Here is a 24018-nt window from a genome sequence, read left to right as displayed (position 1 = left end):
AAATTGCAATACCTTGACGAGGGTCCTGTTAAAGACCGGCGCGCACTATACCGGAAATACGCACCTTGGTGAGTCTTTTTTTACGAAACGTTGCGCCATTTTTGAGCGGCGGCAGGCCCTGAGTGCGGGCAGAAGACCGCTTGATCAGGGCGCGGGCCCGAGATTGCGGGCATTGCCGCTTAAACGTTTAACCTATTCTTGCACATGACCGGCATTCTGGCCTTCGAGGTGTGGCGAATTGTCCCACCCCGTTTTCAGAACAACCTACTCACCTGCCGCCTGCTCAGGTGGCGGAACGAATGGCCCTGATCAGCGACGCCAGCGAGTAGCCCAGATGCGGCGCAAGTGCCTCGGCTCGCCCGCTCAACGCGTCGATATCCAGCGTCTGATCCAGGTCGGCGGGCACGAGCAGGATGACGTTGCCCTCCTTCACCGGCAGCTCCCAGTAATGACGGTGGTAAAGGCCGCGCAACAACGCCGCTCCCAGCGGTTTGCCGTCGTCAGTGGCCCACTGATTGATGATCAGCCAGCCGCCCGGGTTCAACCGCTGCTGACAGCTCTGCAGGAAATTCCAGGCCAGGTGCCCGACGCCAGGCCCGACATCGGTGTACAGGTCGACAAAGATCAGGTCGGCAGGCTCGGCGCTGTCCAGCAGGTCCAGCGCATCGCCGATGCGGATATACAGTCGCGGATCGTCGTCGAGCCCCATGAACTCCATGGCCAGACGTGGCACATCCGGGCGCAGCTCGATGACTTCCACGTCCTCGAGTGGCAGGAACTTCATGCAGGCCTGGGTCAGCGTACCGGCCCCCAACCCCAGAAACAGCGCGCTTTCCGGCGCGTCATGGCACAGCGCGCCGATCAGCATCGCCCGGGTGTAGTCGTACTCCAGCCAGCTCGGATCGGCTGTAAAGGTGCAGCTTTGCTCGATGGCATCGCCAAACTCCAGAAAGCGGTAGTCCTCCACTTCCAGCACGCGAATCATGCCGAAGTCGTCGTGGACCTCGGCCAGGACTCGCTCTACGCGCTCACGCTCTTCCGTCATCACCGTTCCTGGTTGCCTGCGCTGAGCGCAAAATACGAATTGTCGGGCAAGCGCACGGCTTTGTCACACGTTGTGGCGTACAGCACCGCTCCAATGCTCCGCACCAGACTGGCAGAGCAACGGCGAACTGCTAACATGCCGATCCGATTGCACAACTCTAGAGCCAATAATGAGCCAACCCTGGAGCCCCGACAGCTGGCGGGCACTGCCGATTCAGCAGCAACCTCACTACCCTGATGCCGAGCACCTGCACCGGGTCGAACAGACGCTGGCCAGTTATCCGCCGCTGGTGTTCGCCGGCGAAGCCCGTGAGTTGCGCCGTCAGTTTGCCGAAGTGACCCAAGGGCGTGCGTTCTTGCTGCAGGGCGGCGACTGCGCAGAAAGCTTCATGGAGTTTTCCGCCGCCAAGATTCGCGATACGTTCAAGGTCCTGCTGCAGATGGCAATCGTGATGACGTTTGCCGCCGGCTGCCCGGTGGTGAAAGTCGGACGCATGGCCGGGCAATTTGCCAAGCCACGCTCGGCCAATGACGAAATCATCGACGGCGTGACGCTCCCGGCGTACCGCGGCGATATCGTCAACGGTATCGGGTTCGACGAGAAGAGCCGTGTGCCGGACCCGGAGCGCCTGCTGCAGGCCTATAACCAGTCCACCGCCACCCTGAACCTGCTGCGCGCCTTCGCTCAGGGCGGATTTGCCGATTTGCATCAGGTCCACAAATGGAACCTGGACTTCATCGCCAACTCGGCGCTCGCCGAAAAATACAGCCAGCTGGCCGGGCGTATCGATGAAACCCTGGCGTTCATGCGCGCCTGCGGCATGGACAGCTCGCCGCAATTGCGCGAAACCAGCTTCTTCACCGCTCACGAAGCGTTGCTGCTCAACTACGAAGAAGCCTTCGTGCGACGCGACAGTCTGACCAACGATTACTACGATTGCTCGGCGCACATGCTGTGGATCGGCGACCGCACCCGTCAGCTGGACGGCGCGCATGTCGAGTTCCTGCGCGGGGTCAACAACCCGATCGGCGTCAAGGTCGGCCCGAGCATGAATACCGACGATCTGATTCGCTTGATCGACATCCTCAACCCGGACAACGACCCGGGCCGCCTGAACCTGATCGCCCGCATGGGTGCCAACAAGGTGGCTGATCACTTGCCGCAGCTGATCCGCGCCGTCGAGCGCGAAGGCCGCAAGGTGCTGTGGAGCTCGGACCCGATGCACGGCAACACGATCAAGGCCAGCAGTGGCTACAAGACCCGCGATTTCGCGCAGATCCTTGGCGAAGTGAAGCAGTTCTTTCAAGTCCACCAGGCCGAGGGCACTTACGCGGGCGGCATTCATATCGAAATGACCGGACAGAACGTCACCGAATGCATCGGTGGTGCGCGCCCGATTACTGAAGACGGCCTTTCGGATCGCTATCACACGCATTGCGACCCACGCATGAACGCCGATCAGTCATTGGAACTGGCCTTCCTGATTGCCGAGACCCTCAAGCAGGTCAGGCGCTAATACAGGAAACCCGGGCCAACTGCCCGCTCAATGCTTGAGCGGGTCGTCCCAGAACGGACGTTCGGCTTCCTGCTGAATGTCGGCACGGCTCAAGCCCAGGTCCTTAAGTGTTCCGTCACTCATTTGCGCCAGCAGGTGGCGCTGGCGGTGCAACTCCAGCCAGCGCTGCAGATGACCCTTGAGCACTGTGAACACCGCGCCCGCCTGCAAACACCCATCAGCCCTTTCCACCCCTACGCATTGTTTCTGACCTTTCATCATCTTGCCCTCCTTGTGGGATGACTGAAGTCTCGCTTCGGGCGTAGGATCAATCCAACGAATGTTCGTTATGCCTTCCATCTGGGAGATTGATGTATTGGCCACCTACCCGAGCATTGATACCGAACTGTTGCGCACCTTCGTGGCGATTGCCGATCACGGTGGTTTTACCCGTGCAGGCGAAGCCGTCAACCGCACTCAGTCGGCGGTCAGCATGCAGATGAAGCGTCTGGAAGAAGATGTCGTGCAGCGCCCGCTGTTTCAGCGTGAAGGTCGGGTCCTGAACCTGACCGCCGAGGGCCAGGTATTGCTCGGTTACGCGCGACGAATCCTCAAGCTGCACAGCGAGGTGTTCAACACCTTGCGCGAGCCGCACATGATCGGCGTGGTAAAAATCGGCTCGCCTGACGATTACGTGATGCGCTTCCTGCCCGGCATTCTGGCGCAGTTCGCCCAAGCGTATCCGCTGGTTCAGGTAGAAGTGCATTGCGAGCCATCGGACCTTCTGCTGCAACGTCACGACCTGGATCTGACCATTGTCACGCGCAAGCCAGGCACCGAGATCGGCACATTGCTGCGTCAGGAACGTCTGATGTGGATGGAGGCCATCGGCTTTGCCCCGCATGAGCAAACGCCCATTCCCCTGGCGATGTTCAACACCCACTGCTTCTGTCGTGACTGGGCATGCAATGCGCTGGACGGCGTCGGGCGTGACTACCGCATCGCCTACAGCAGCTCGAGCATGGCGGCGATCACCGCAGTGGTCAGCGCAGGCCTGGCAGTCACCGCGCAGTTCCAGAGCCTGGCCACAGCGGATTTGCGTATCCTCGGCGAGGCGGAACAATTGCCACAGTTGCCAACCGCCAGCATCGTCCTGCTACGCAAGCCTGAAAATCCCTCGCCCATCACCGAATGCATGGCCGATTACATCATCGCCGGCTTCAAACCTTGAGCGCGAGAATGACCGCACAGAGCACTAGAAACACGCAGAACATCAGGCGCAGGGTGCGCTCCGGCAACGAATGCGCCAGCTTCACGCCCCAACTGATGCTGGCCAGGCCGCCAATGGCCAGCGGAATGCCCATTGCCCAGTTGACGTGATCGTGCAGCGCGTAGGTGACCAGCGTGATGCCGGTGCTCGGCGCCGCCAGGGATAGCGCCAGCCCTTGGGCCACGACCTGGGTCGCGCCAAAGACACTGGTGAGGATCGGCGTCGCCACTACCCCGCCGCCAACGCCAAAAAGACCACCGGTCACGCCGGACCCGACGCCCAGCAGCCATAGCCACTTTTCATGACGCAACCCGCCCGCGGCCTGTTTGCTGCGCCAATACATCTGCGCAACGTTGAACACGGTCAGTACCACCAGAAAACCGACGAAGGCCAGGCGCATGCCCTGCGGGTCGACGCGGACCGCGAGCAGTGAGGTCAACCAGGCAAAAATGAAACTGGGGATGATCAACATCAGCGCATTACGCAGCAGAATCCGGTTGCGCTGGTTGTAACGCCACAAGGCAAGCAACACATTGGGCAGGACCATCAACAAGGCGGTCCCTTGAGCGAGTTGCTGATCCAGACCAAACAGCACCCCGAGTGCGGGAATTGCCACAAGACCACCACCGATGCCGAACAATCCTCCCAGGGTGCCCATCGCTGCACCCAGCAACACAAACATCACAATTTCAATCACACTGCATCCCCACCCAATCAATGAGCAAATGCTACGCAGTCCTGCTCTGGACCGACACCCGATGGCGCCGTTTTTTTTCACGCGTCACGCACAATCCCAGCGCGTTGAGCGCACATGAGCAAAATTATCTGGCGCATTAAAGAGTGCAACACTAAGTTAAACTCATCCGACCGAGTTTGAGGACCTGATATGAGCGCCGACGAAAGCCCGACCCGCGCCGCACCTGCCGATTGCGATTCGCTGCTGCTGGATAACCAGTTGTGTTTCGCCCTGTATTCCACGTCGTTGATGATGACCAAGGTTTACAAGCCGCTGCTGCAGGCGCTCGGGCTCACCTATCCGCAGTACCTGGCGATGATGGTGCTGTGGGAAAGGGACGGGCTTACCGTGGGGGATGTCAGCACCCGCCTGCTCACCGATCCGGGCTCATTGACGCCATTGCTCAAACGCCTCGAAGGTGAGGGCTTCATCAGCCGTACGCGCAGCAAGGAAGACGAGCGGGTGGTGCTGCTTCACCTGACTGCGCAGGGCCGCGAATTGCAGCAGAAGGCCTTGACCGTCCCTGGCTGTGTTCTTTCGTCGAGCGGGCTGACCATGGAAAAGCTTCGCGACCTGCAAGCCCAGTTGCTGCAGCTGCGCGAGCACCTGCACCACAGCCTCTAGGAAAAAGTGCAGACCTGCCTCTCGTCACCGCGCGTGAGGTCTGACAGGTGCTCCAAGCATGTTTTCTTGCTTCCAACGACCATCCTCGACCTTTTTGCAAAATTAGCTTGCGCGCAAACTATCCTTGGACTACCTTTGCTTTGCGATTAGTTAGCGCGCAAGTATTTAGCGCAATCAAACCTTCATCGAACGAGGCAAAATCATGGACACTCTTTACACCGCAGTTGCAACCGCCACCGGCGGCCGTGATGGTCGTGCTGTTTCCGACGACAAGATTCTCGACGTCAAGCTGGCGACCCCGAAAGAACTCGGTGGTGCTGGCGGCGCAGCCACTAACCCTGAGCAGCTGTTCGCTGCCGGTTATTCGGCCTGCTTCATCGGTGCATTGAAGTTCGTGGCCGGTCAGAGCAAACGCAGCATTCCGGCAGACACCTCGATTACCGCCCATGTAGGCATTGGCCAGATTCCAGGCGGTTTCGGTCTGGACATCGATTTGCATGTCAGCCTGCCAGGCCTGGAGCAAGCCGACGCTCAGCAACTGGTCGATGCCGCTCACGTGGTTTGCCCTTACTCCAACGCCACTCGCGGTAACGTCGATGTGCGCCTGCATGTAACGGTCTGATCCGGTCTGACGCCTGAGTAACGGCCACCTCACAAGAACCTCAGGCACAAAAAAACCCGCAGCGATGCGGGTTTTTTGCGTAACGGGGTTACAAAACCGTGCTTACTTCGCACGGCCTTTGTAGGAACCGCCTTCACGGGTATCGATCTCGATCATGTCGCCGATTTCGATGAAGTCAGCAACACTCAGCTCGGTGCCGTTTTTCAGTTTGGCAGGCTTCATGACCTTGCCCGACGTGTCGCCACGAGCGGAGCCTTCAGTGTAGTCAACCTGACGCACGATAGTAGTCGGCAGCTCGACGGAAACCAGACGGTCTTCGAAGAACACGGCTTCGCAGACGTCGGTCATGCCTTCTTCAACGAAAGGCAGAACGCTTTCGATGTCTTCGGCGTTCAGCTCGTACATGGTGTAGTCAGTGGTGTCCATGAACGTGTAGGTGTCACCGCTGATGAAAGACAGGGTGGCTTCCTTGCGATCCAGGATCACGTCGTCCAGCTTGTCGTCGGCGCTGTAAACGATCTCGGTCTTGTAACCGGTCAGCAGGTTTTTCAGCTTGGTCTTCATGATCGCGCTGTTACGACCGGATTTGGTGAACTCAGCTTTCTGAACCAGCCAAGGATCGTTCTCGAGACGGATCACGGTACCGGGTTTCAGCTCTTTACCAGTTTTCATTGCATATATCCGAATTTGGATGGAATTAACCAAAGGCTCTGTACGAGAAACAACCTGCGCAGGCCTTTTTCGTACAGAGCCTTGTATCAAGGCCGCGTATCATAGCGAATTTACATAAAACTGCACCAGCGCCGTGGCAAGATCAGTCTGTGCGGCTTGTTGCTGGGACCAGTGTTCGGCATGGTGCTGGATCTGCGGCCAGTGTTCTGCCAGCGCCGCCCAGCACTCGCCAAGGTCGCCACCGACATTCCAGCGCTGCCAGAACTGATTCAGCGCCTGCGCGGCTGCCGGCGAAAGACCCGCGAGATAGAGCGTTAAAAACGCATCGAGCTTGGGCAGATGCGCGTCGTCTTCCTGCTGGTAGATGTGCCAGAGCATCGGCCGCCCCGCCCACTGCGCACGCACGAACGAGTCTTCGCCGCGCACAATGTTGAAATCGCAGCTCCAGAGCAGTTGGTCGTAAAGCGCCTGACGGATGAACGGCAGGACCTGAACCGTCAGCCCGCCGCAGGCCTGAATGAACCCGGCGCGCAGCGGATCTTTGTTACCCAGCCAACGCTGCAGGTCGCCGAGTATGCGCCCCTCTGGCACCAGAAGATGCGTCGGCCGGCTGTCGCAGACCAGGGCATCAAGCCAACTGCCGAGCGCGGGATTTTCATAGGCAAATACCGAGATCAGGCGCGCATCGGCCAACGCTTCGATACCCAACCCGCTCAGGAAGGCTTGCCTTGCCGCGCTGTTTTGCTGAAACGCCTGGCGCTGCTCGATGAGGTTTTTTTCGCGCAACAGGCCACCCGTGGCTTCGGAAAAACCCGGGAAGAAAAAGAACTTCTTCAAACCGTTCGACTGTGGCGAAGGCAGGCCGTGGCAGCCAGACACCCAGTCCTCGGCGCTGAGGTAATCGAGATTCAGCCACAGCGGCCTTGGCGAACGCTGCAGCATCGCTTCGGTGTAGCGCGTCGGCAGGCGGCAGGCGAACGCTTCGATGACGACATCAGGAGTATCGGTGTTCAGCCATTCGGTCGGCCACTGGCAGACGCTCACGCCCTCTTGCCATTGTTGCCGGGCCTGGGGATCGGCACCGGGGCATAAGCGAACGAAGGCCGACAGATCATCGATCCATAAACGCACCTGCAAGCCATGCTCGGCAACCAACTGGCGCGCCAGGCGCCAGGTCACGCCCGCATCACCGTAGTTGTCGACTACGCTGCAAAAAATGTCCCACGAGGCTTTCATCCTGGCTCCCTGAGGCTGGATGGCAAAAAACGCTGATTGTCGTTCAGAACGGCACGTTGTCACCAGCCTGATGCTGTCGGACAAACAGGTGGCACAGTTTTCATACCCAACCATCAGGCATGGCACAATCACATCTGTTGGCCTGCAAGGAGTTCAGCCATGTCATTCCCTACCCGCCGTCGCGACCTGTACGTGTCGTTGAAATTGATCGTGTGCATTGCGCTGGGCATCTGGCTGGGCGCCCTGGCGGTGTTTCTGACCGCCCTGCTGTATTACAAAAGCCTGCCACCGGCCCAGACCCAGGCGCTGGACAATGCCGCCGCACAGTTGACCACCCCGCCCGCGCAAAAGCCCGCCTCCCCGTCTGCGCCGGAGACCGAGATGTTTCGCAAATATGAGCAAAGCCTGCGTGAAAGCGAGGCGCGTCAGGCGCGTGAACAGGCGCAGGAGCAACAGCAGCGCACCTTCAACCGCTCGAAGTGTGACTTCTGGATACAGCAGGATCGCACCGCGCCTAGCGAAAAAAGCCGTGCCAGCATCAATCAGTACTGCGGATAAACCATGAACAAACAGGATGTACTGCAACGGATCGTCGACAAACTGAACAGCGATCTGGACATCGCCGAACGAGCGGCGCAGACCGCCTACGAAACGGCCACTCACGAAGAGAACATTGCCGAGAACAAGTACGACACGCTAGGGCTGGAGGCTTCTTATCTGGCAGCCGGCCAGGCGCGCCGCGTCGAGGAGATTCGTCAGTCGTTGACGCTTTATCGGAAATGGTCTCTCAAGCCATTCGATGAATCGCGTGGCATTCAGACCGGTGATCTGGTGGTCGTCGAGGATGCCGACGGGCAGACACACTATCTGTTTCTCGGCCCCGATGCTGCCGGCCTGAAGGTCAGTGCAGGGGATCAACTGGTCACCGTCATTACTGCCAGAGCCCCGCTCGGGCAGAGCCTGCTGGGCAAATTCGAAGACGATGCCGTACAGATTGTCATCAACGGCAGTCGACAATCCTACGAGATCACACAAACGTTGTGACACACCCGGCATCTGCAGGGTTGATCGCATCAAGTTTTTGTGGGTAAGGTTAACCGTCGCCATCACCACCGCAACCGGGGCAACATCAAAGCAAACAAGGACTAAAACCCAAGGAGATTTTTCATGACGAACGTCATCGCATTCCCTGACGCCCATGAACGTGATCGCCTGAAGTCCAGCCAAGATCCGGCGTTGAGATACTTGAACAAGAAAGAACGACAACTGATCGACCAACTGCGTTCGACCAGCCATGCGGGAAGGCAGTACGTTTACGACTATGCGAGCATCATGCACTTGTCCAGGCCGTTGTATCCCGAGCCAGTGGACTGATCACGATCGCATAACCTTATCGCAGTCTGCGCCGCTGGATCGGCGCAGACTTCGAGGTTTCGCTTGCTGGCTTTAGCGGATCAGCGAAAAGATCAGTGCTGAAATGGCCACCACACCGGCGGCAACCACAAAGTAGTTGGACCACGCGCCAGCGTATTTACGCATGGCCGGTACCTTGTGGATGGCGTACATCGGCATCAGGAACAGCAAAGCCGAAATCACCGGCCCGCCCAGGGTTTCGATCATGCCCAGGATGCTTGGGTTGAGTGTTGCCACCAGCCAGCACACCACCAGCATGAAAGCCGCCGTCATACGGTCCAGCGCCTTGGGTGCAGGACGACGACCCGCCTTCAGAACCAGGCCTTTCAAGCCCTCGCTTGCACCGATGTAGTGACCGAGAAACGACTTGGAAATAGCCACGAACGCAATCAGTGGCGCGACAAAGGCGATGGTCGGGTTGTTGAAGTGGTTGGCCAGGTAGGACAGGATCGAGATGTTCTGCGCCTTGGCCTCGGCGAGCTGGACAGGCGACAGGGTCAACACGCAACTGAATACGAAGAACAGCACCATCACGACCATCAGACCGTGGGCGCGGGCCAGAATCTGCGAACTGCGCACTTCAGCGTTTTCGCCATATTGGCGCTTCTGATCGACGGCAAACGCGGAAATGATCGGTGTGTGGTTGAAAGAGAACACCATCACCGGAATGGCCAGCCACAGCGTGGGTATGAACGCCGATAGCTCAGGGAACGTGGTGGCGGTGCTCAGAATGCCGCCGGTCCAGTGCGGAATGAGGAATATCGCCAGAAACAACAGTGCGACGATGAACGGATAAACCATCAGGCTCATGGCCTTGACGATGAACCGCTCGCCACAACGCACCACGGCCAACAGCCCCATGATCAGCACAAACGCCAGTGCGGCGCGCGGCGGTGGCGTGATGTGCAGCTGGTGCTCAAGAAAACTGCCCACGGTATTGGTGAGGGCCACGCTGTAGATCAGCAGGATCGGGAAGATGGCGAAGAAATACAGCAAGGTGATCATCGCGCCAGCACTCTTGCCGAAATGCTCTTCGACCACATCGGTGATGTCGGCCCCCTCACGTCCTGAGAGCACGAAGCGCGTCAAACCGCGGTGAGCGTAGAACGTCATGGGAAACGCCAGCAGTGCCAGCGCCATCAATGGCCAGAAACCGCCGATACCCGCGTTGATTGGCAAAAACAGGGTACCCGCACCGATGGCGGTACCGAACAATCCGAGCATCCAGGTGGTGTCATTACGATTCCACGACGCGATGCTCTCGGGAGCTACATCCAGACGTTCTACGACGCCATTAGCCTGATCATTCATCCGGTCGACTCTCCGTGGCCGGTTTATCAAAAAGGGAAACGCATCGAAAAAACCGGCAGTTCAGCGCTCCCCTCGAAAACAGCGGGCGAGATTCTCCGGGATTGACGCCAGAAGTCAAAGGTTTGTAGGACAATAGTTTCTTCCACGACATGCTGGCGTTCGAGCGCACGCCTTTTGCACAAAGGGCTGGAGGACGGTCGACCTCTTGTCGAGGAATTAGTGTTTCAACAGCTTACGGGCTCAATCGAGCCGACCCCGCGGCTTAACATTCGGGAACAGTTCTGCGTTTTTCCTGGAGGGACAGCAGCGATACCATGCCGCGCCTGTGCGGTAAATCCGGCAAAAACCTCTTCAAGGACCAAAAACGATGTTGAGCATCAACGCCGGGCCGTTCGCCCTCGCGATATCCCATCTTTTGCTGTTGGGCGCCTTGATAACCGCCACGTGGGTAGAGGCCCGGCTCGTCCGGCACACCCTGACCAGAAAGACCGCAGTATTCGGACTCTTCATTCTGGGTATTGCCACTGCACGTATCGCATTCGTCCTGACCTATTTCGCGCAATACAGCGACGCCCCCTGGAAGGCGCTGGACATCCGTGATGGCGGCTTTGTAGTCTGGCCCGGGGTTATCTGCGCTCTGCTGGGCGGCTTGATCATTGGCTGGCGCCGTCCCGGACAGCGGCGCGCCCTGACGTTCGCAATGAGCATCGGACTGGCGATCTGGGTATCGGGCGGTTTGATTCTGGACCACTATCAGAAGGGCAATTCGCTGCCTGATACAACCCTTCGGACGCTGACTGGCGAGCCGGTCAGGGCCTCCGACTATCGGGGCAAACCAGTGGTCATCAACCTGTGGGCCACCTGGTGCCCTCCGTGTCGCCGCGAAATGCCGGTGCTGCGCGATATGCAACGGGAACGCGAGGACATTACATTTCTGTTCGTCAATCAGGCCGAAAGCGCCGGAGAAGTCAGCGACTACTTGTCGAAACAGCAATTGGTGCTAAGCAACAGCTTTCTCGATCCGGACGGCGAGTTCGCCCGCCAGGTGGGTTCGGCGGCGCTGCCCACCACTCTTTTCTACTCACCAGACGGACGGCTGATCGACAGTCATCTGGGCGAATTGTCCAGAGCCAGCCTCACTCATTACCTGGATAAATAGCTGGGTATTCACCTACCTGATTGAGATGAAGTTGTCATTGCGAGCGAAAGCCTGCTGCATCGTTTCACCTATCCATGTATAAATGCGCTTACACATTGGCCCTTCTGGAGACTCAGCGCATGCGTTACGCGCTTGATCATAAGGCCCAAACGCACCAACGCATCGTCAAGGAAGCGTCCATGCGCTTCCGTCGTGACGGCATTGGTGCTACGGGCTTGCAACCTTTGATGAAGGCACTTGGCTTGACCCATGGCGGGTTCTACGCGCATTTCAAATCCAAGGATGATCTTGTTGAACAGGCATTGAGTCACGCCCTCGACAATGTGAAAGGAATCACCAGCGACGTTTTCGCCAGGCAGGACTCGCTCAGTGAATTCATTGATCTCTACCTATCGATAGCCAGCCGTGATGCGGAAGACGGCGGTTGTCCGTTACCGACTATGTGCCTCGAACTAGGCCAGCGCGATCAGCCCAGCATGACGACGGATAAAATCATCCTTCATCTGCTTGAGCAGTTCGACAAGCCCCTGGCGGAGAATGGACTGGAGTCCAAAAGCCTGCCGGTGCTGTCCGCACTGGTAGGCGGTCTGGCACTCGCCCGCAGCGCTTTTGACGAGGAACTGTCACAGCGCATTCTGGACACGACCCGCGACTATCTCAAAAAGGAGATAAAAAAGAGCACCAACTGATCCTCTGGAACAGATACTTTCTCGGAGAGCTTCCCCGGTGAGAGTTTATAAACACACAGGCCGATCATTGATCGGCCTGTGTGTTTAGCGGATGAAGCACTGATCAGTCGAGTGCAAGCTTTTCGCGATTCCTCTCCAGAATGGCCTTGCCGATTCCTTTTACTTCGATCAGTTCATCAATCGAGGTGAAATCGCCGTTGGCTTCCCGATAAGCCACAATGGCATCAGCCTTGTTCTTCCCGATCCCTGCCAGTTCTTTCTGCAGTGTCTGAGCATCGGCAGTATTGAGATTGACCCTGTCCTTGCGCTGCTCATGCGCCACAGCGGGTGCTGTTTCTTCCATCATCGGCGAATGGGATACCGCGGGCTGCGGGATGGCGGGCTGGGACGCAGGCGCGGCGTTGACCGCAACCGAGGTACTGGTGAGCAAGGCAAAGATCAAGGCACTGAAGATAGGGGTTCGCATAGATAAAGCTCCATAGCAGTTCAAGGCAGCATCCACATGCTGTGCCTGAAACTTAGACCAGCGTCCCCTCCTGGAAAAGAAGTCGAGCGTTGCTGCCTGTTGCCGGATCGTTCAACGTGTTTCCACCCCTGCCCAGAGCCCCGGCAGTACTGATGAAATCACGTTTCGCCGCTGCGTTCCTGATACATCCAGTCAACGATTTCACCTTCTGGCGTATAACCGTTTACCGTTTCGCGCAGCAACTGACGCACGCTGGTGTAATCATCTCGGTCGACCGCATCCAGCAGCTTTGTCAGGCGGCCTTTCAATACATCCCATGGCAGGCAATCTTCGTTTGCACTCATGATCATCGGGTGCTCGGTGGCAACCACGTTGTCGCCGATCAACAGCTCTTCATAGAGTTTTTCGCCGGGACGCAGGCCAGTGAACTCGATGGAGATATCACCGTGCGGATTTTTCTCCGAGCGAATGGCCAGACCGGAAAGATGGATCATCTTCTCCGCCAGTTCGACAATCTTGACCGGCTCCCCCATATCGAGAACGAAGACATCGCCGCCATGCCCCATGGAGCCGGCCTGAATCACCAACTGAGCGGCTTCGGGGATGGTCATGAAATAGCGGGTGATCTTTGGATGCGTCACCGTCAGCGGACCGCCTGACTGGATCTGCTTGTGGAACAGCGGGATCACCGAACCGGAAGAGCCAAGCACGTTGCCAAAGCGCACCATGGTAAAGCGGGTCTTGTTGACCTGATAGACATTGGCCTTGTCACCGAAGATCACTGGCGCGGTTTCGCGGCTCAATGCCTGCAATATCAATTCGGCAAGGCGCTTGGTGCTGCCCATCACATTGGTGGGGCGGACCGCCTTGTCGGTAGAGATCAGGACAAAGTTGGACACCCCCGCCTGCAACGCCGCCTGGGCGGTATTGAGCGTACCCACGACGTTGTTGATGACGCCTTCAGCAATATTGTGCTCGACCATCGGCACATGCTTGTAGGCAGCAGCGTGATAGACCGTATCGACCTTCCAGGTTTTCATGATCGACAGCAGCTTGGGGTGATTGCGTACCGAACCGAGTATGGGCAGCAATTTCACCGAGAGTGACTCTCGAGCCGAGCGCTGTTCAAGTTCGGAGAGAATGCTGTAGAGATTGAACTCGCTATGGTCCAGCAGCAGTAATTGGGTAGGTTGCAGCAGCAGTATCTGTCGGCACAGCTCGGAACCGATCGAGCCGCCGGCGCCGGTCACCAGCACCGTCTTGCCCTTGATGCAGTGCTCGAGCAGGTTATCGCGAGCCGGGACTGCGTCGCGTCCCAGGAGGTCTGCGATGTCGACTTCCTGAAGGTCATCGACCTTGACCCTGCCAGCGGCCAGATCCATGAAGCCCGGAACGCTTCGTACGTGCAGCGGAAAGCCTTCCAGAAAGCCGAGGATTTCCCGACGACGCCCGCGCGACGATGACGGGATTGCCAGGAGGATTTCCTGAGCTCCCGTGGAATCGATCATTCGCTGGATGTTTCGCGGCTTGTAGACCTGAAGACCGGAAATGACCCGGTTGGAAATCGACTCATCATCATCGATGAACGCCACCGGATGCATCAGACGGCCCATGCGCAATGCGGCGACCAACTGGTTTCCCGCTGCACCGGCGCCGTAAATGGCAACCTTCTGCAAACCGTTGTCGCTCTTGGCGAAAGGCACGTGCTGCGCCGCAGCGAACCAGTCGCCGAGAAAATACTGCCGCATGGCCAGGCGCAGACCGCCGATCATGACCATGCTCAGCCACCAGTAATTGAAGATCACCGAACGCGGAACCAATTGCTGGTGGTTGCTGTACACGTAGACCATGCAACCAAGGATCAACGACGACATCGTGACGGCCTTGATGATGGCAATCAGCGCATCATTGCCGAAGTAGCGCATGACTGCGCGATACATGCCGAATCGTATGAACAGCGGGATAGCCGCAACGGGCGCACTGATGAACAGCCACGTGTGCTTCTCGAGAGGATTGATCAGCTCATCGATACCCAGCCGTACCACAAACGCCATCCACAGAGCCAGCCAGACCAGGAAGACGTCGGTAGCAACCTGAATTATTCGTTTTTTGCGGCGTGGTAGAGCCAGTAATCTGGTCCGCAATCTGCTCATCAATTTTTTTATGCTCCGTTATGCTACCGGTTGCAACATGATCTGAAATCGGTACCTGTGAAACAGCTACGTGTCTAAGACAACCAGAAAAACACTTCGTTACCTTATTCTGCCTCGCCGGCGCCGAACCTCAACGCCAGCAGAATCAGCGGGCAGTAAGCAATGACCGCCCATATAAGCCCTTCCCCATCGCCCAGCGCAACCCATAGTGCAATGGGCAGCAACCAGACCAGATTGATCAACCCCACCGCAAGCGTAACCGGCACATGCCTGCCGTAGTGACACGAAGCAAACTGGTACGCATGGCTGCGATGCGCCTCGTAGAGCCTTTCTTTACGTAACAGGCGTCGCACGAGGGTTACGGTCGCATCGACGACAAACACTCCCAGCAGAATCAACCAGGACCAGAATAACTGAGGTGAAGCCCAGGAACCCTGAATGGATAGCACACCGAGCACTATGCCGAGGAAACCACTGCCCGCATCGCCCATGAATATCTTCGCCGGAGGGAAGTTCCAATAGAGGAAACCTGCTGCGGCAGCGCCCAGCATGAGCACTTCCCAGGACAGCCCGGCCTGGCCGCCAAACGCGTAGATAATGCTCATGCCCAGGCATACCGTGACCGCCTCGATACCGGCGATGCCGTCTATTCCGTCCATGAAGTTGTAGAGGTTCAGCATCCACACCAGATAGAACGCCGCGAGCACCTGCCAGAGCACCCCCAGGTCGACCGTCCAGCCCATGACGTCGAGCGGGGCAAGTCCGCCCAGCCAGAACAAGGCCCAGGCAGCCGCAGCAAAATGCCCCAGCAGGCGCCACCGTGCGGCGATATGCCCGTGATCGTCCATGAAACCGATCACCGCCACCAGGCCTCCCGAACCGACAATTGCGGCAAGCGCAGAGGGAGGCAGATAACCCGCCCACCCCAGCACAGCGATCGCCAGGATGAAAGTGATGACGATGGCAACACCGCCGCCCCTGGGCGTGGGTATGGAATGCGAACTTCGGGCGTTTGGAATGTCGATCAGACTTTTGGCGAGCGCATACTTGCGCAGCAACGCCGTTAGAATCAGAGACAGAAAGGCAATAGCGATTACCGACAGCCACTCAATCATGCTTGTCGTGTTCCAGATAATATCGGGCAGTGTCCTGCATGGCGTGTTCAATACTCACAGGTGGATGCCAATCCAGCATCGTACAGGTTTTACTGATATCGACCTGCAGCGAGTTGCACAGCCGTTGTGAAAAAGCTTTCTTGCCTAACAGTGCTGCAGCCGCTTTCAACAGCGAGGCCGGCACCGGCAACAGTCGAGCAGGTTTGCCCAGGGCCTTGCCCATTTCGCGCAGCAGCCTGGTCGTGGACAAATCCTCCCCATCACTGACCAGAAACGTCTGGTCAGCCGCAGCAGGATGATCCACACAGACCGTCACCAGGTCTGCCAGGTTATCCACCGCCACAAGGCTTCTACGATTATCGATGGACCCGAGCGGCAACGGCAGCCCCTTGTCCAGCCAGCGCATCATGCTTCTGAAGTTAGCCTTGACCCCCGGACCGTAGACCAGTACCGGTCGAATGATCACCACCTGCATACCGGTGCGGGCAGACAACTCACGCAAGCCCTCTTCGGCCCTGTGCTTTGAAACACCATAGGCATCCAGCGGATTGCACGGGTCGCTGGCCGTGAATGGCGCACCCACAGGCGTAGACTCGCCATTGGCCTTGATGGAACTGATAAAGATGAAGCGTCTGACGCCTGCGGCTGCGGCCTGCTCGGCCAGATTCAGCGTTGCGGTGACATTAGCGCGGAAGTATTCCTGATCCGGCGCTTCAGCGGTCTCGTTCAGTACATGAACACGGGCAGCACAATGAATCACCACGTCCGCGCCAGCTGCAAAACTTGCCCATTGATTGTCCGGTGCCAATGATTGCGCGCTGACAACATCGATGCGCGGACTGGAAGCGACATAAGCGCCTCGGACTGCAACCCTCACAGCAAAGCCTGTGCGCTCGATCAGCCGACGAACCACGGCACTGCCCACGAAACCTGTCGCACCTGTTATTGCAACCAATGCAACATCACCGCTCATGCAAACACGCCCTTCCAAATCGGCCAAATATTGCTCAAGTAACGCCTTTTGACAACTGAAATATGTTCAATCCATTTTATAACGTTCACGATGATGCTCAACGTGTACCAGGGTCAATGCACAATCATCATGTCCTGGCACTCACTTGCAAGAATTCGATTACCACGCCAGCCGACAACTAACGTGCTCATCGTGCCTTCAAGGGATAAACAGTTCCAACGGGCGTTTTTCGAGCGAGTACTTACGACTCAGAATATTACCCAGAACCTTTTTCGCAGCCGCTTCGCCATGCACCAACCGAATCTGCGTCGGCCACTCTTTCATCCCCGTGACGAACTCGACCAATTCGACCTGATCGGCGTGAGCAGAATAGCCTTTTGCGGTATGGACTCCGGCATTTATATCAAAGCGCTCGCGATCCAGCTCTACATAGCCGCTCGATGGGCCATGTAACTGAATGGCCTCGCCCGGTGTTCCCTTGCCCTGATAGCCGACAAATACCACGTTATGTCGTGTGTCGCCGAGCATGGCTTTCAGGTAATTGACGATTCTGCCTCCTGCACACATGCCGTTACCGGCAATCACAATGGCCGGACGCGCCGTACTGGCCAGGTAATTGACCGTACGCAAATGCTCTTCATGGGTGTCGACGGTAACCAGTTGCTCGAAACCCAACGGCTTTCTGCCGACGTCGAGCCTTAGCCAGGCGTCCTCTTCCCAATAGTCTTCGAACGACTGATAGACCTTGGTAAAGCGACTCGCCAGAGGCGAATCAAGGATGATCGGCAACCTCGACCAGTCTGGGGCACTCTCACCCCGGTGCTCGCTGCTTTCAGTGCAATGATTCGAAGGCATCTTGCGTCGCAGTATGTCTTCCAGCTCGTAGAGCAATTCCTGGGTTCGGCCGATGCTGAACGCCGGTATCAGCACGGTGCCGTTATCCTCCAGCGCCTTGTCTATGATGCGCTCAAGTCCAAGCTGACGAATGTTGCGATCTTCGTGAACACGATTGCCGTAGGTGCTTTCCAGCACCAGCACATCCGCGCGCTCGGGCGGCTTCGGCGCAGGCAGAAAAGGCGTATGACTCGCCCCCAGGTCACCGGAAAACACCACCCGCACAGAACGCCCTTGTGCAGGATATTGAAGATCGCATTCTATATAGGCCGACCCCAATATGTGTCCGGCGCGCTGCAAGCGGACCCGGCAATGCACGGATTCGTTGTCGATCAGGCTGAACCAGTCATCGAATGGCAGAGCGATAATTCTCTTGTTGATGACGTCCAGGTAGCGCGCGACTTGCCCGGGGTCGTGTGCAAATTCAATTTTCAGGAGATCTTCCATGACCAGTGGCAACAGATGGGCACTGGGCTCACTGCACAGTATCGGCCCCTTGTAACCGGATGCCAGCAACTCTGGAATACGCCCGACATGGTCATTGTGTACGTGGCTGATCAGCAGCGCCCTGATAGCCTCGGGATCGAATCCGAATGACGCGCTTTCGGACTGCCTGCCGCGCTCCTGCACCGACCCACAGTCAATCAGCAGGCTGCTCGATACGTCAATGTGCAGCTGATGACACGAGCCCGTTACTGTATCGACAGCGCCGTGATGAATGATTTGCGGATAAGACATGCAGTCACCTTTTCTTGCCAGCCTGCTCTGAATATCCGGGATATCCGATATCAGGGCTGAACATTAAGTTTCGGCGCATTCTGCACTTGAACGAATCATTTTCAAGCCTTGACACAAGGCTGTCAGGGCAGCAGTAATCGACGCTGAAAATCAATATAACCCGCACCCCCTTTAAAATGGGTACACGATTTAAAAAAGCGAATATTCCTACACGGCGTAGTAACTAATCTTCATATAACAGAAGAATAAACCGACAGAATTATAAGACTCTTTTTTCGACAAAACTGTTTGAAGACACAACAAAGCGTGCCAGCTCAGCAGCAGCGCATGCTGCTTCATGAACAGAAGGGAGTAAAATACGCGCGCTATCGTGTCGCCAGATCGTTCTCCGACGACGCATGATCAGCGCTGCTCAGACAGAGCGAGGGGAAGGTGCGCGCTTTTTGCGAAGGCTGGCTATCCACGCCAGTATCGGGCCAATGACCATGCCCACGAGCAACGCGAGGACAACAGGCAATGCCAGCGGAAGCTGAGGCGCCGACCAACCGAAAAACGTCACGGCAACAGACTGCCGGTTCTCAAGCACAAACACAGTTGTTGCCAAAACAACGAGCAATACGGCGACGATCAAAATGACTCGTTTGAAGATACGCATCTGGTGATCCTGTGGTGAATGGCTTTAAAAGCCCTCTTCTTCATCCTCGTTGACCCGATCCCGCAGCTCCTTGCCCGGCTTGAAATGCGGGACAAACTTGCCATCGAGGCTGACCGACTGACCGGTCTTCGGGTTGCGCCCTACCCGCGGTGCGCGGTAATGCAGCGAAAAGCTGCCAAAGCCTCGAATCTCGATTCGGTCTCCGGTTGCCAGACACTGGGACATTTGTTCAAGCATGGTCTTGATGGCCAGCTCGACATCCTTGGATGAGAGCAGCCCTTGATGGGTGACAATTCGTTCGATCAACTCCGACTTCGTCATATTTTTCCCTTCTTTTTCAAGCAGCTAGATCAGCGCTTGGAAGGTTTTAGCATGACCGGATGAATTTGAACAGCCCATCTATTGACTTATGTTCAATCCCGTCTAACCAGGCATAAACAGATTACAGCGACATGACAGGGGCGAGGCAGGGGAAGGGATCTGGAGCAATAGACGAAACGAGACAGCCTGAGAGGCCAATGGAGGCGTTTTGCGACTCACACTGTGCGTGAGAGCAAGCCAGGAAGACCCGAACCTGTAGCGCCTGAACGATAGAAACAAAAAAGGACGACCGAAGTCGTCCTTTTTTTGGTCAAGCAGAACTTAGTTCTGTTTTTCCATTTGCGCGCGCAGCAGGTCACCAATAGTGGTAGGACCAGTGCTTTCAGCGACTTCAGGCTTGCTACGCAGGCTCTGGATCGCTTCTTTCTCGTCTTCAACGTCTTTCGACTTGATGGACAAGCTGATTACGCGGCTCTTGCGGTCAACGCTGATGATCTTGGCTTCGATCTCTTCGCCTTCCTTCAGAACGTTACGCGCGTCTTCAACGCGGTCACGGCTGATTTCGGAAGCCTTGAGGGTCGCTTCGATGTCGTCGGCCAGAGTGATGATGGCGCCTTTGGCGTCAACTTCTTTAACGATACCGCGAACGATGGCGCCCTTGTCATTGACAGTGACGTACTCGGAGAACGGATCGCTTTCCAGCTGCTTGATACCCAGCGAGATACGCTCACGCTCAGGATCAACCGACAGGATCACAGTGTCGAGCTCGTCGCCCTTCTTGAAGCGACGTACGGCTTCTTCGCCCACTTCGTTCCAGGAAATGTCGGACAGGTGAACCAGACCGTCGATGCCGCCGTCCAGACCAATGAAGATACCGAAATCGGTGATCGACTTGATGGTGCCGGAGATTTTATCGCCCTTGTTGAACTGGCCAGAGAAATCTTCCCACGGGTTAGATTTGCACTGCTTGATGCCGAGGGAGATACGACGACGCTCTTCGTCGATGTCCAGAACCATGACTTCCACTTCGTCGCCAACCTGAACGACTTTCGAAGGGTGGATGTTCTTGTTGGTCCAGTCCATTTCGGAAACGTGTACCAGGCCTTCCACGCCTTCTTCCAGCTCTGCGAAGCAGCCGTAGTCGGTCAGGTTGGTAACACGCGCGGTAACGCGGGTGCTTTCCGGGTAGCGAGCCTTGATAGCGACCCATGGATCTTCACCCAGCTGCTTCAGACCCAGGGAAACACGATTGCGCTCGCGATCGTACTTCAGGACCTTGACATCGATCTCGTCGCCAACGTTGACGATTTCCGATGGATGCTTGATGCGCTTCCAGGCCATGTCGGTGATGTGCAGCAGGCCATCGACGCCACCCAGATCGACGAATGCGCCGTAATCGGTGAGGTTCTTGACGATACCCTTGACTTGCTGACCTTCCTGCAGGGACTCGAGCAGAGCTTCGCGCTCGGCACTGTTCTCGGCTTCCAGGACACTGCGACGGGAAACGACAACGTTGTTGCGCTTCTGGTCCAGCTTGATGACCTTGAACTCGAGCTCTTTGCCTTCCAGGTGAGTCGTGTCACGCACAGGGCGGACGTCAACCAGAGAACCAGGCAGGAACGCACGGATGCCGTTAACGTCGACAGTGAAGCCGCCTTTAACCTTACCGTTGATAACGCCCTTGACCACTTCTTCAGCTGCGAAAGCCGCTTCCAGAACGATCCAGCACTCGGCACGCTTGGCTTTTTCGCGGGACAGCTTGGTTTCGCCAAAGCCATCTTCGACCGCGTCCAGCGCAACGTGAACTTCATCACCGATCTTGATGGTCAGCTCGCCAGCGTCGTTGTGGAACTGCTCCAGCGGGATGAGGCCTTCAGATTTCAGACCGGCGTGAACCGTAACCCAACCTGCCTGGTAGTCGATATCAACGATGATCGCGGTGATGATCGAACCGGCCTGAAGGTTGAGGGTCTTTAGGCTTTCTTCAAAAAGTTCTGCAAAGCTTTCGCTCATTTTAATTCCTGTTGATCAAGGGCGAAGAATACGCCCATCTGCCACGCTCCAGACAACGTGGGTTTCGTTCAAGTAAAAGAAAGCCTGCGGGACTATGACTGGTCTCCCACATGCTTCTTCGTCATCCGGCAATACCGCGAAGCGCGATTTCGCTCAGAATGCGTTCCAGCACCTGTTCGATGGACAATTCAGTGGAATCCAGCTGTATGGCGTCGTGCGCCGGCTTCAACGGTGCTACCGCTCGCTGGGTGTCACGCTCGTCGCGTGCACATATCTCATCTAGCAGACTCGACAGACTAACATCATCGCCCTTGGCCTTCAACTGCAAGTAACGTCGACGCGCACGCTCCTCGGCACTGGCGGTGAGGAATATCTTCAGCGGTGCATCCGGAAAGACCACGGTGCCCATGTCGCGACCGTCCGCGACCAGACCCGGCTCTTCCTGAAACGCTCGCTGACGCAACAGCAACGCATCGCGCACCGCCGGCAGCGAGGCCACCTGTGATGCGCCGCTGCCGACCTGCTCGTTGCGAATGGCGTGGGTGACGTCCTCGCCTTCCAGAATGATGCGCTGCCCCTGCCCTGCCGCAGTCGCTTCGAACTGAACATCAAGATGAGCGGCCAGAACCTTGAGCGCTTCTTCATTGGTCAGGTCGACACCGTGATTGCGCGCCGCGAAAGCCAGCAGGCGATACAACGCGCCGGAGTCGAGCAGGCACCAGCCAAGTTTCCTGGCCAGCAATCCGGCAACCGTGCCCTTTCCGGAACCGCTAGGGCCGTCGATGGTAATAACAGGAGCTTTGATTTTCACTTTTTGTCCTCTTGCGCTACACGCATGCCAACTTGAGCGCACAGCGCCAGAAAATGGGGAAACAATGCGGCGGCATCCGCGCACGCCTGGATACGGATGGGTGCCGAAGCCCTCAACGATGCAACGCGAAACGCCATGACGATACGCTGATCACCGCGAGCATCCACCTCGCCGCCACCCGGCACACCGCCTTCGATAATGATGCCATCCAGCACGGGCTCGGCCTCGATACCGAGCGCCAGCAAACCGTCAGCCATCAGCCTGACGCACTCCGACTCATCGGCTTGCAGGGCCTGCGCGCCGCGCAGAATGGTACGCCCTTCTGCGCAGGCTGCGGCAACAAGAAGCACCGGAAATGCATTCAGCGCCAGAGGCACCAGTGCTTCGGGGATGTCAGCGCCTTTGAGCCGGGCCGAGCGAACATGCAGGTCAGCGACCGCTTCATTCGCCAGCTTGCGGACGTTCTGCAGCACGATATCGCCGCCCATCAGGCGCAAAATATCGATCGCCCCCTCGCAAGAGGAACTGACGGGAACGTCCTCCAGCAGCAGATCGCAGCCTTCACTGATCGACGTCGCGACCATGAACAGCACCGCCGACGTCACGTCAACCGGCCCCTTGATGCGATGACTGACACCCTCAGCAGACCCGCTGTGAAGTGCACGAGGCTCCTCAGGTTCGGTATCGACACGCGCACGGCTGGCGAGAATTCTGCCGAAGTGCTCCCTCGCTGCGCGTGCACGGGTAAATACATCCATCAACTGCGCGCCATCACCGGCATCCACAGCCTCGCGCAAGGCGTCGAGATCGGTGCGAAAGCTGTCCAGGGTGCGCAGTACGGCATCACGATTGGCCATGAAAATGTCATGCCACATGGTCGGATCGCTGCCTGCGATGCGCGTGAAATCACGAAACCCGCCCGCGGCATACCTGAATATGTCCAGGTTCTCATTGCGCTTGGCCAGCGAGTCGACCAGACCGAATGCCAGCAGATGCGGCAGATGGCTGGTGGCAGCCAGCACCTCGTCGTGGCGCTCGACCTGCATGTGCTCTACGTCGGCCCCAAGGGCTGACCACAACTGGTCGACAATCGCCACCGCCTGGGGATCGGTTTCAGTCAGTGGCGTGAGAATGACCTTATGGCGACGAAACAGCGCCGCATTGGACGCCTCGACACCGCTCTGCTCGGAGCCTGCAATCGGATGGCCGGGAACGAAGCGCGACGGCATGTGCCCGAACGCCTGACGTGCAGCCCTCACCACATTGCCTTTGGCGCTGCCGACATCGGTCAGGATTGCATGACCCAGATCGATCGGCGCCAGCAGCGCAAGCAGCTTTTCCATGGCCAGTATCGGCACCGCCAGCTGGATCACGTCCGCACCACGGCAAGCGGTGGCAAGGTCAGCCTCACAACGGTCCACGACCCCCAGCTCGACCGCCAGCTGTCGCGACTGCGGATCGAGGTCGACGCCGACCACTTCGCCACACAGGCCGCTTTCGCGCACACCCTTGGCAAAGGAACCACCGATCAGCCCGAGCCCGACGACCACCAGACGACCGATCACCGGCCGTACTGACTGTTCTGCAATCACATCAACCACGCGAAC

General features: G+C 57.5%; 25 protein-coding genes. 9 read left to right on the top strand and 16 right to left on the bottom strand.

The window, feature by feature from the left end; all coding sequences use genetic code 11:
- Window positions 1-283 precede the first annotated feature (283 nt).
- Window positions 284-1045, bottom strand: coding sequence for a spermidine synthase (locus tag JOE34_RS13770; RefSeq protein WP_209995977.1), 762 nt, complete (start codon window positions 1043-1045; stop codon window positions 284-286).
- Between the two features lie 169 nt (window positions 1046-1214).
- Between JOE34_RS13770 and JOE34_RS13765 the strand changes: the two genes are divergently transcribed.
- Complete coding sequence (locus tag JOE34_RS13765) at window positions 1215-2561, top strand: 3-deoxy-7-phosphoheptulonate synthase class II (RefSeq protein WP_004411146.1); 1347 nt, start codon at window positions 1215-1217, stop codon at window positions 2559-2561.
- Between the two features lie 27 nt (window positions 2562-2588).
- Here the strand turns inward: JOE34_RS13765 and JOE34_RS13760 are convergent, their stop codons facing one another.
- Window positions 2589-2822 (bottom strand): DUF1127 domain-containing protein, encoded by a 234-nt coding sequence (locus tag JOE34_RS13760; protein ID WP_003342689.1) that lies wholly within the window; start codon window positions 2820-2822, stop codon window positions 2589-2591.
- Between the two features lie 94 nt (window positions 2823-2916).
- Here JOE34_RS13760 and JOE34_RS13755 point away from each other — a divergent pair, with 94 nt between their 5' ends.
- A complete protein-coding gene (locus JOE34_RS13755) occupies window positions 2917-3771 on the top strand; it encodes a LysR family transcriptional regulator (RefSeq protein WP_003314677.1) in 855 nt (284 codons plus the stop codon).
- On the opposite strand, the gene JOE34_RS13750 is transcribed toward JOE34_RS13755, so the two are convergent.
- Window positions 3761-4507 (bottom strand): sulfite exporter TauE/SafE family protein, encoded by a 747-nt coding sequence (locus JOE34_RS13750; RefSeq protein ID WP_003424767.1) that lies wholly within the window; start codon window positions 4505-4507, stop codon window positions 3761-3763. The two genes, JOE34_RS13755 and JOE34_RS13750, sit on opposite strands and share 11 nt — an antisense overlap.
- 189 nt (window positions 4508-4696) lie before the next feature.
- Between JOE34_RS13750 and JOE34_RS13745 the strand changes: the two genes are divergently transcribed.
- Complete coding sequence (locus tag JOE34_RS13745; RefSeq protein ID WP_003342696.1) at window positions 4697-5170, top strand: MarR family transcriptional regulator; 474 nt, start codon at window positions 4697-4699, stop codon at window positions 5168-5170.
- 202 nt (window positions 5171-5372) lie between these two features.
- Complete coding sequence (locus JOE34_RS13740; protein ID WP_003342698.1) at window positions 5373-5792, top strand: organic hydroperoxide resistance protein; 420 nt, start codon at window positions 5373-5375, stop codon at window positions 5790-5792.
- Between the two features lie 102 nt (window positions 5793-5894).
- Here the strand turns inward: JOE34_RS13740 and JOE34_RS13735 are convergent, their stop codons facing one another.
- Together JOE34_RS13735 and earP are read right to left on the bottom strand one after the other, a co-directional pair.
- Complete coding sequence (locus JOE34_RS13735; protein WP_002554550.1) at window positions 5895-6464, bottom strand: elongation factor P; 570 nt, start codon at window positions 6462-6464, stop codon at window positions 5895-5897.
- Between the two features lie 99 nt (window positions 6465-6563).
- Complete coding sequence (gene earP, locus JOE34_RS13730; RefSeq protein ID WP_074952140.1) at window positions 6564-7700, bottom strand: elongation factor P maturation arginine rhamnosyltransferase EarP; 1137 nt, start codon at window positions 7698-7700, stop codon at window positions 6564-6566.
- A gap of 159 nt (window positions 7701-7859) precedes the next feature.
- Between earP and JOE34_RS13725 the strand changes: the two genes are divergently transcribed.
- The 3 genes from JOE34_RS13725 (at window position 7860) to JOE34_RS13715 (ending at window position 9074) form a co-directional block, all read left to right on the top strand.
- Window positions 7860-8258: a hypothetical protein gene (locus JOE34_RS13725; RefSeq protein ID WP_003424765.1), complete on the top strand. Its 399-nt coding sequence runs from the start codon at window positions 7860-7862 to the stop codon at window positions 8256-8258.
- Between the two features lie 3 nt (window positions 8259-8261).
- A complete protein-coding gene (locus JOE34_RS13720) occupies window positions 8262-8744 on the top strand; it encodes a transcription elongation factor GreAB (RefSeq protein WP_057406724.1) in 483 nt (160 codons plus the stop codon).
- A gap of 123 nt (window positions 8745-8867) precedes the next feature.
- A complete protein-coding gene (locus tag JOE34_RS13715; protein ID WP_002554553.1) occupies window positions 8868-9074 on the top strand; it encodes a hypothetical protein in 207 nt (68 codons plus the stop codon).
- Between the two features lie 72 nt (window positions 9075-9146).
- On the opposite strand, the gene JOE34_RS13710 is transcribed toward JOE34_RS13715, so the two are convergent.
- A complete protein-coding gene (locus JOE34_RS13710; protein ID WP_003424763.1) occupies window positions 9147-10424 on the bottom strand; it encodes an aromatic amino acid transport family protein in 1278 nt (425 codons plus the stop codon).
- 367 nt (window positions 10425-10791) lie between these two features.
- On the opposite strand from JOE34_RS13710, the gene JOE34_RS13705 reads away from it, so the two are divergent.
- The gene (locus JOE34_RS13705) at window positions 10792-11583 is read left to right on the top strand and encodes a TlpA disulfide reductase family protein (RefSeq protein WP_003393787.1); all 792 of its coding nucleotides are present in this window, start codon (window positions 10792-10794) and stop codon (window positions 11581-11583) included.
- 119 nt (window positions 11584-11702) lie between these two features.
- Window positions 11703-12272, top strand: a complete 570-nt coding sequence (locus JOE34_RS13700; protein WP_003314666.1) for a TetR/AcrR family transcriptional regulator — start codon at window positions 11703-11705, stop codon at window positions 12270-12272.
- A gap of 103 nt (window positions 12273-12375) precedes the next feature.
- On the opposite strand, the gene JOE34_RS13695 is transcribed toward JOE34_RS13700, so the two are convergent.
- The 10 genes from JOE34_RS13695 to JOE34_RS13650 all read right to left on the bottom strand — a co-directional run bounded on the left by JOE34_RS13695 (window position 12376) and on the right by JOE34_RS13650 (window position 24012).
- Window positions 12376-12738: a helix-hairpin-helix domain-containing protein gene (locus tag JOE34_RS13695; protein WP_003314665.1), complete on the bottom strand. Its 363-nt coding sequence runs from the start codon at window positions 12736-12738 to the stop codon at window positions 12376-12378.
- A gap of 158 nt (window positions 12739-12896) precedes the next feature.
- Entirely contained in the window at window positions 12897-14891 is a 1995-nt protein-coding gene (locus JOE34_RS13690; protein WP_003393786.1) for a nucleoside-diphosphate sugar epimerase/dehydratase, read from the bottom strand.
- A gap of 104 nt (window positions 14892-14995) precedes the next feature.
- Window positions 14996-16006 (bottom strand): glycosyltransferase family 4 protein, encoded by a 1011-nt coding sequence (locus JOE34_RS13685; protein WP_209995975.1) that lies wholly within the window; start codon window positions 16004-16006, stop codon window positions 14996-14998.
- A complete protein-coding gene (locus tag JOE34_RS13680; RefSeq protein ID WP_057406726.1) occupies window positions 15999-16979 on the bottom strand; it encodes an SDR family oxidoreductase in 981 nt (326 codons plus the stop codon). The genes JOE34_RS13685 and JOE34_RS13680 overlap by 8 nt, the downstream gene beginning before the upstream one ends.
- Window positions 16980-17177: 198 nt before the next feature.
- Window positions 17178-18611 carry an MBL fold metallo-hydrolase gene (locus JOE34_RS13675; RefSeq protein ID WP_209995966.1) on the bottom strand — a complete coding sequence of 478 codons (1434 nt, stop codon included), beginning with the start codon at window positions 18609-18611 and terminating at the stop codon, window positions 17178-17180.
- Between the two features lie 412 nt (window positions 18612-19023).
- A complete protein-coding gene (locus tag JOE34_RS13670; protein WP_003314660.1) occupies window positions 19024-19266 on the bottom strand; it encodes a lipopolysaccharide assembly protein LapA domain-containing protein in 243 nt (80 codons plus the stop codon).
- A 24-nt stretch (window positions 19267-19290) separates the two neighbouring features.
- Complete coding sequence (gene ihfB / locus JOE34_RS13665; protein ID WP_002554561.1) at window positions 19291-19587, bottom strand: integration host factor subunit beta; 297 nt, start codon at window positions 19585-19587, stop codon at window positions 19291-19293.
- Between the two features lie 321 nt (window positions 19588-19908).
- Window positions 19909-21600: a 30S ribosomal protein S1 gene (rpsA, locus tag JOE34_RS13660; protein ID WP_002554562.1), complete on the bottom strand. Its 1692-nt coding sequence runs from the start codon at window positions 21598-21600 to the stop codon at window positions 19909-19911.
- 121 nt (window positions 21601-21721) lie between these two features.
- Window positions 21722-22411: a (d)CMP kinase gene (cmk, locus tag JOE34_RS13655; protein WP_003319089.1), complete on the bottom strand. Its 690-nt coding sequence runs from the start codon at window positions 22409-22411 to the stop codon at window positions 21722-21724.
- On the bottom strand, window positions 22408-24012 hold the full coding sequence (locus tag JOE34_RS13650) for a prephenate dehydrogenase/arogenate dehydrogenase family protein (protein WP_209995964.1): 1605 nt from the start codon (window positions 24010-24012) through the stop codon (window positions 22408-22410). Before JOE34_RS13650 ends, cmk begins: the two co-directional genes overlap by 4 nt.
- Between the last annotated feature and the right edge of the window lie 6 nt (window positions 24013-24018).

The sequence above is a fragment of the Pseudomonas sp. PvP028 genome (assembly GCF_017832255.1).
Classification (GTDB): domain Bacteria; phylum Pseudomonadota; class Gammaproteobacteria; order Pseudomonadales; family Pseudomonadaceae; genus Aquipseudomonas; species Aquipseudomonas syringae.
The sequence above is the reverse complement of the archived record's forward strand: the minus strand, read 5'-3'. Positions and strand labels throughout refer to the sequence as shown.

What these genes read in the sequence shown, in the direction of transcription:
- JOE34_RS13770 (WP_209995977.1), bottom strand. Translation starts at nt 1,045, where the DNA reads ATGACGGAAGAGCGTGAGCGCGTAGAGCGAGTCCTGGCCGAGGTCCAC.
- JOE34_RS13765 (WP_004411146.1), top strand. Translation starts at nt 1,215, where the DNA reads ATGAGCCAACCCTGGAGCCCCGACAGCTGGCGGGCACTGCCGATTCAG.
- JOE34_RS13760 (WP_003342689.1), bottom strand. Translation starts at nt 2,822, where the DNA reads ATGATGAAAGGTCAGAAACAATGCGTAGGGGTGGAAAGGGCTGATGGG.
- JOE34_RS13745 (WP_003342696.1), top strand. Translation starts at nt 4,697, where the DNA reads ATGAGCGCCGACGAAAGCCCGACCCGCGCCGCACCTGCCGATTGCGAT.
- JOE34_RS13740 (WP_003342698.1), top strand. Translation starts at nt 5,373, where the DNA reads ATGGACACTCTTTACACCGCAGTTGCAACCGCCACCGGCGGCCGTGAT.
- JOE34_RS13735 (WP_002554550.1), bottom strand. Translation starts at nt 6,464, where the DNA reads ATGAAAACTGGTAAAGAGCTGAAACCCGGTACCGTGATCCGTCTCGAG.
- earP (WP_074952140.1), bottom strand. Translation starts at nt 7,700, where the DNA reads ATGAAAGCCTCGTGGGACATTTTTTGCAGCGTAGTCGACAACTACGGT.
- JOE34_RS13725 (WP_003424765.1), top strand. Translation starts at nt 7,860, where the DNA reads ATGTCATTCCCTACCCGCCGTCGCGACCTGTACGTGTCGTTGAAATTG.
- JOE34_RS13720 (WP_057406724.1), top strand. Translation starts at nt 8,262, where the DNA reads ATGAACAAACAGGATGTACTGCAACGGATCGTCGACAAACTGAACAGC.
- JOE34_RS13715 (WP_002554553.1), top strand. Translation starts at nt 8,868, where the DNA reads ATGACGAACGTCATCGCATTCCCTGACGCCCATGAACGTGATCGCCTG.
- JOE34_RS13710 (WP_003424763.1), bottom strand. Translation starts at nt 10,424, where the DNA reads ATGAATGATCAGGCTAATGGCGTCGTAGAACGTCTGGATGTAGCTCCC.
- JOE34_RS13705 (WP_003393787.1), top strand. Translation starts at nt 10,792, where the DNA reads ATGTTGAGCATCAACGCCGGGCCGTTCGCCCTCGCGATATCCCATCTT.
- JOE34_RS13700 (WP_003314666.1), top strand. Translation starts at nt 11,703, where the DNA reads ATGCGTTACGCGCTTGATCATAAGGCCCAAACGCACCAACGCATCGTC.
- JOE34_RS13695 (WP_003314665.1), bottom strand. Translation starts at nt 12,738, where the DNA reads ATGCGAACCCCTATCTTCAGTGCCTTGATCTTTGCCTTGCTCACCAGT.
- JOE34_RS13690 (WP_003393786.1), bottom strand. Translation starts at nt 14,891, where the DNA reads ATGAGCAGATTGCGGACCAGATTACTGGCTCTACCACGCCGCAAAAAA.
- JOE34_RS13685 (WP_209995975.1), bottom strand. Translation starts at nt 16,006, where the DNA reads ATGATTGAGTGGCTGTCGGTAATCGCTATTGCCTTTCTGTCTCTGATT.
- JOE34_RS13680 (WP_057406726.1), bottom strand. Translation starts at nt 16,979, where the DNA reads ATGAGCGGTGATGTTGCATTGGTTGCAATAACAGGTGCGACAGGTTTC.
- JOE34_RS13675 (WP_209995966.1), bottom strand. Translation starts at nt 18,611, where the DNA reads ATGTCTTATCCGCAAATCATTCATCACGGCGCTGTCGATACAGTAACG.
- JOE34_RS13670 (WP_003314660.1), bottom strand. Translation starts at nt 19,266, where the DNA reads ATGCGTATCTTCAAACGAGTCATTTTGATCGTCGCCGTATTGCTCGTT.
- ihfB (WP_002554561.1), bottom strand. Translation starts at nt 19,587, where the DNA reads ATGACGAAGTCGGAGTTGATCGAACGAATTGTCACCCATCAAGGGCTG.
- rpsA (WP_002554562.1), bottom strand. Translation starts at nt 21,600, where the DNA reads ATGAGCGAAAGCTTTGCAGAACTTTTTGAAGAAAGCCTAAAGACCCTC.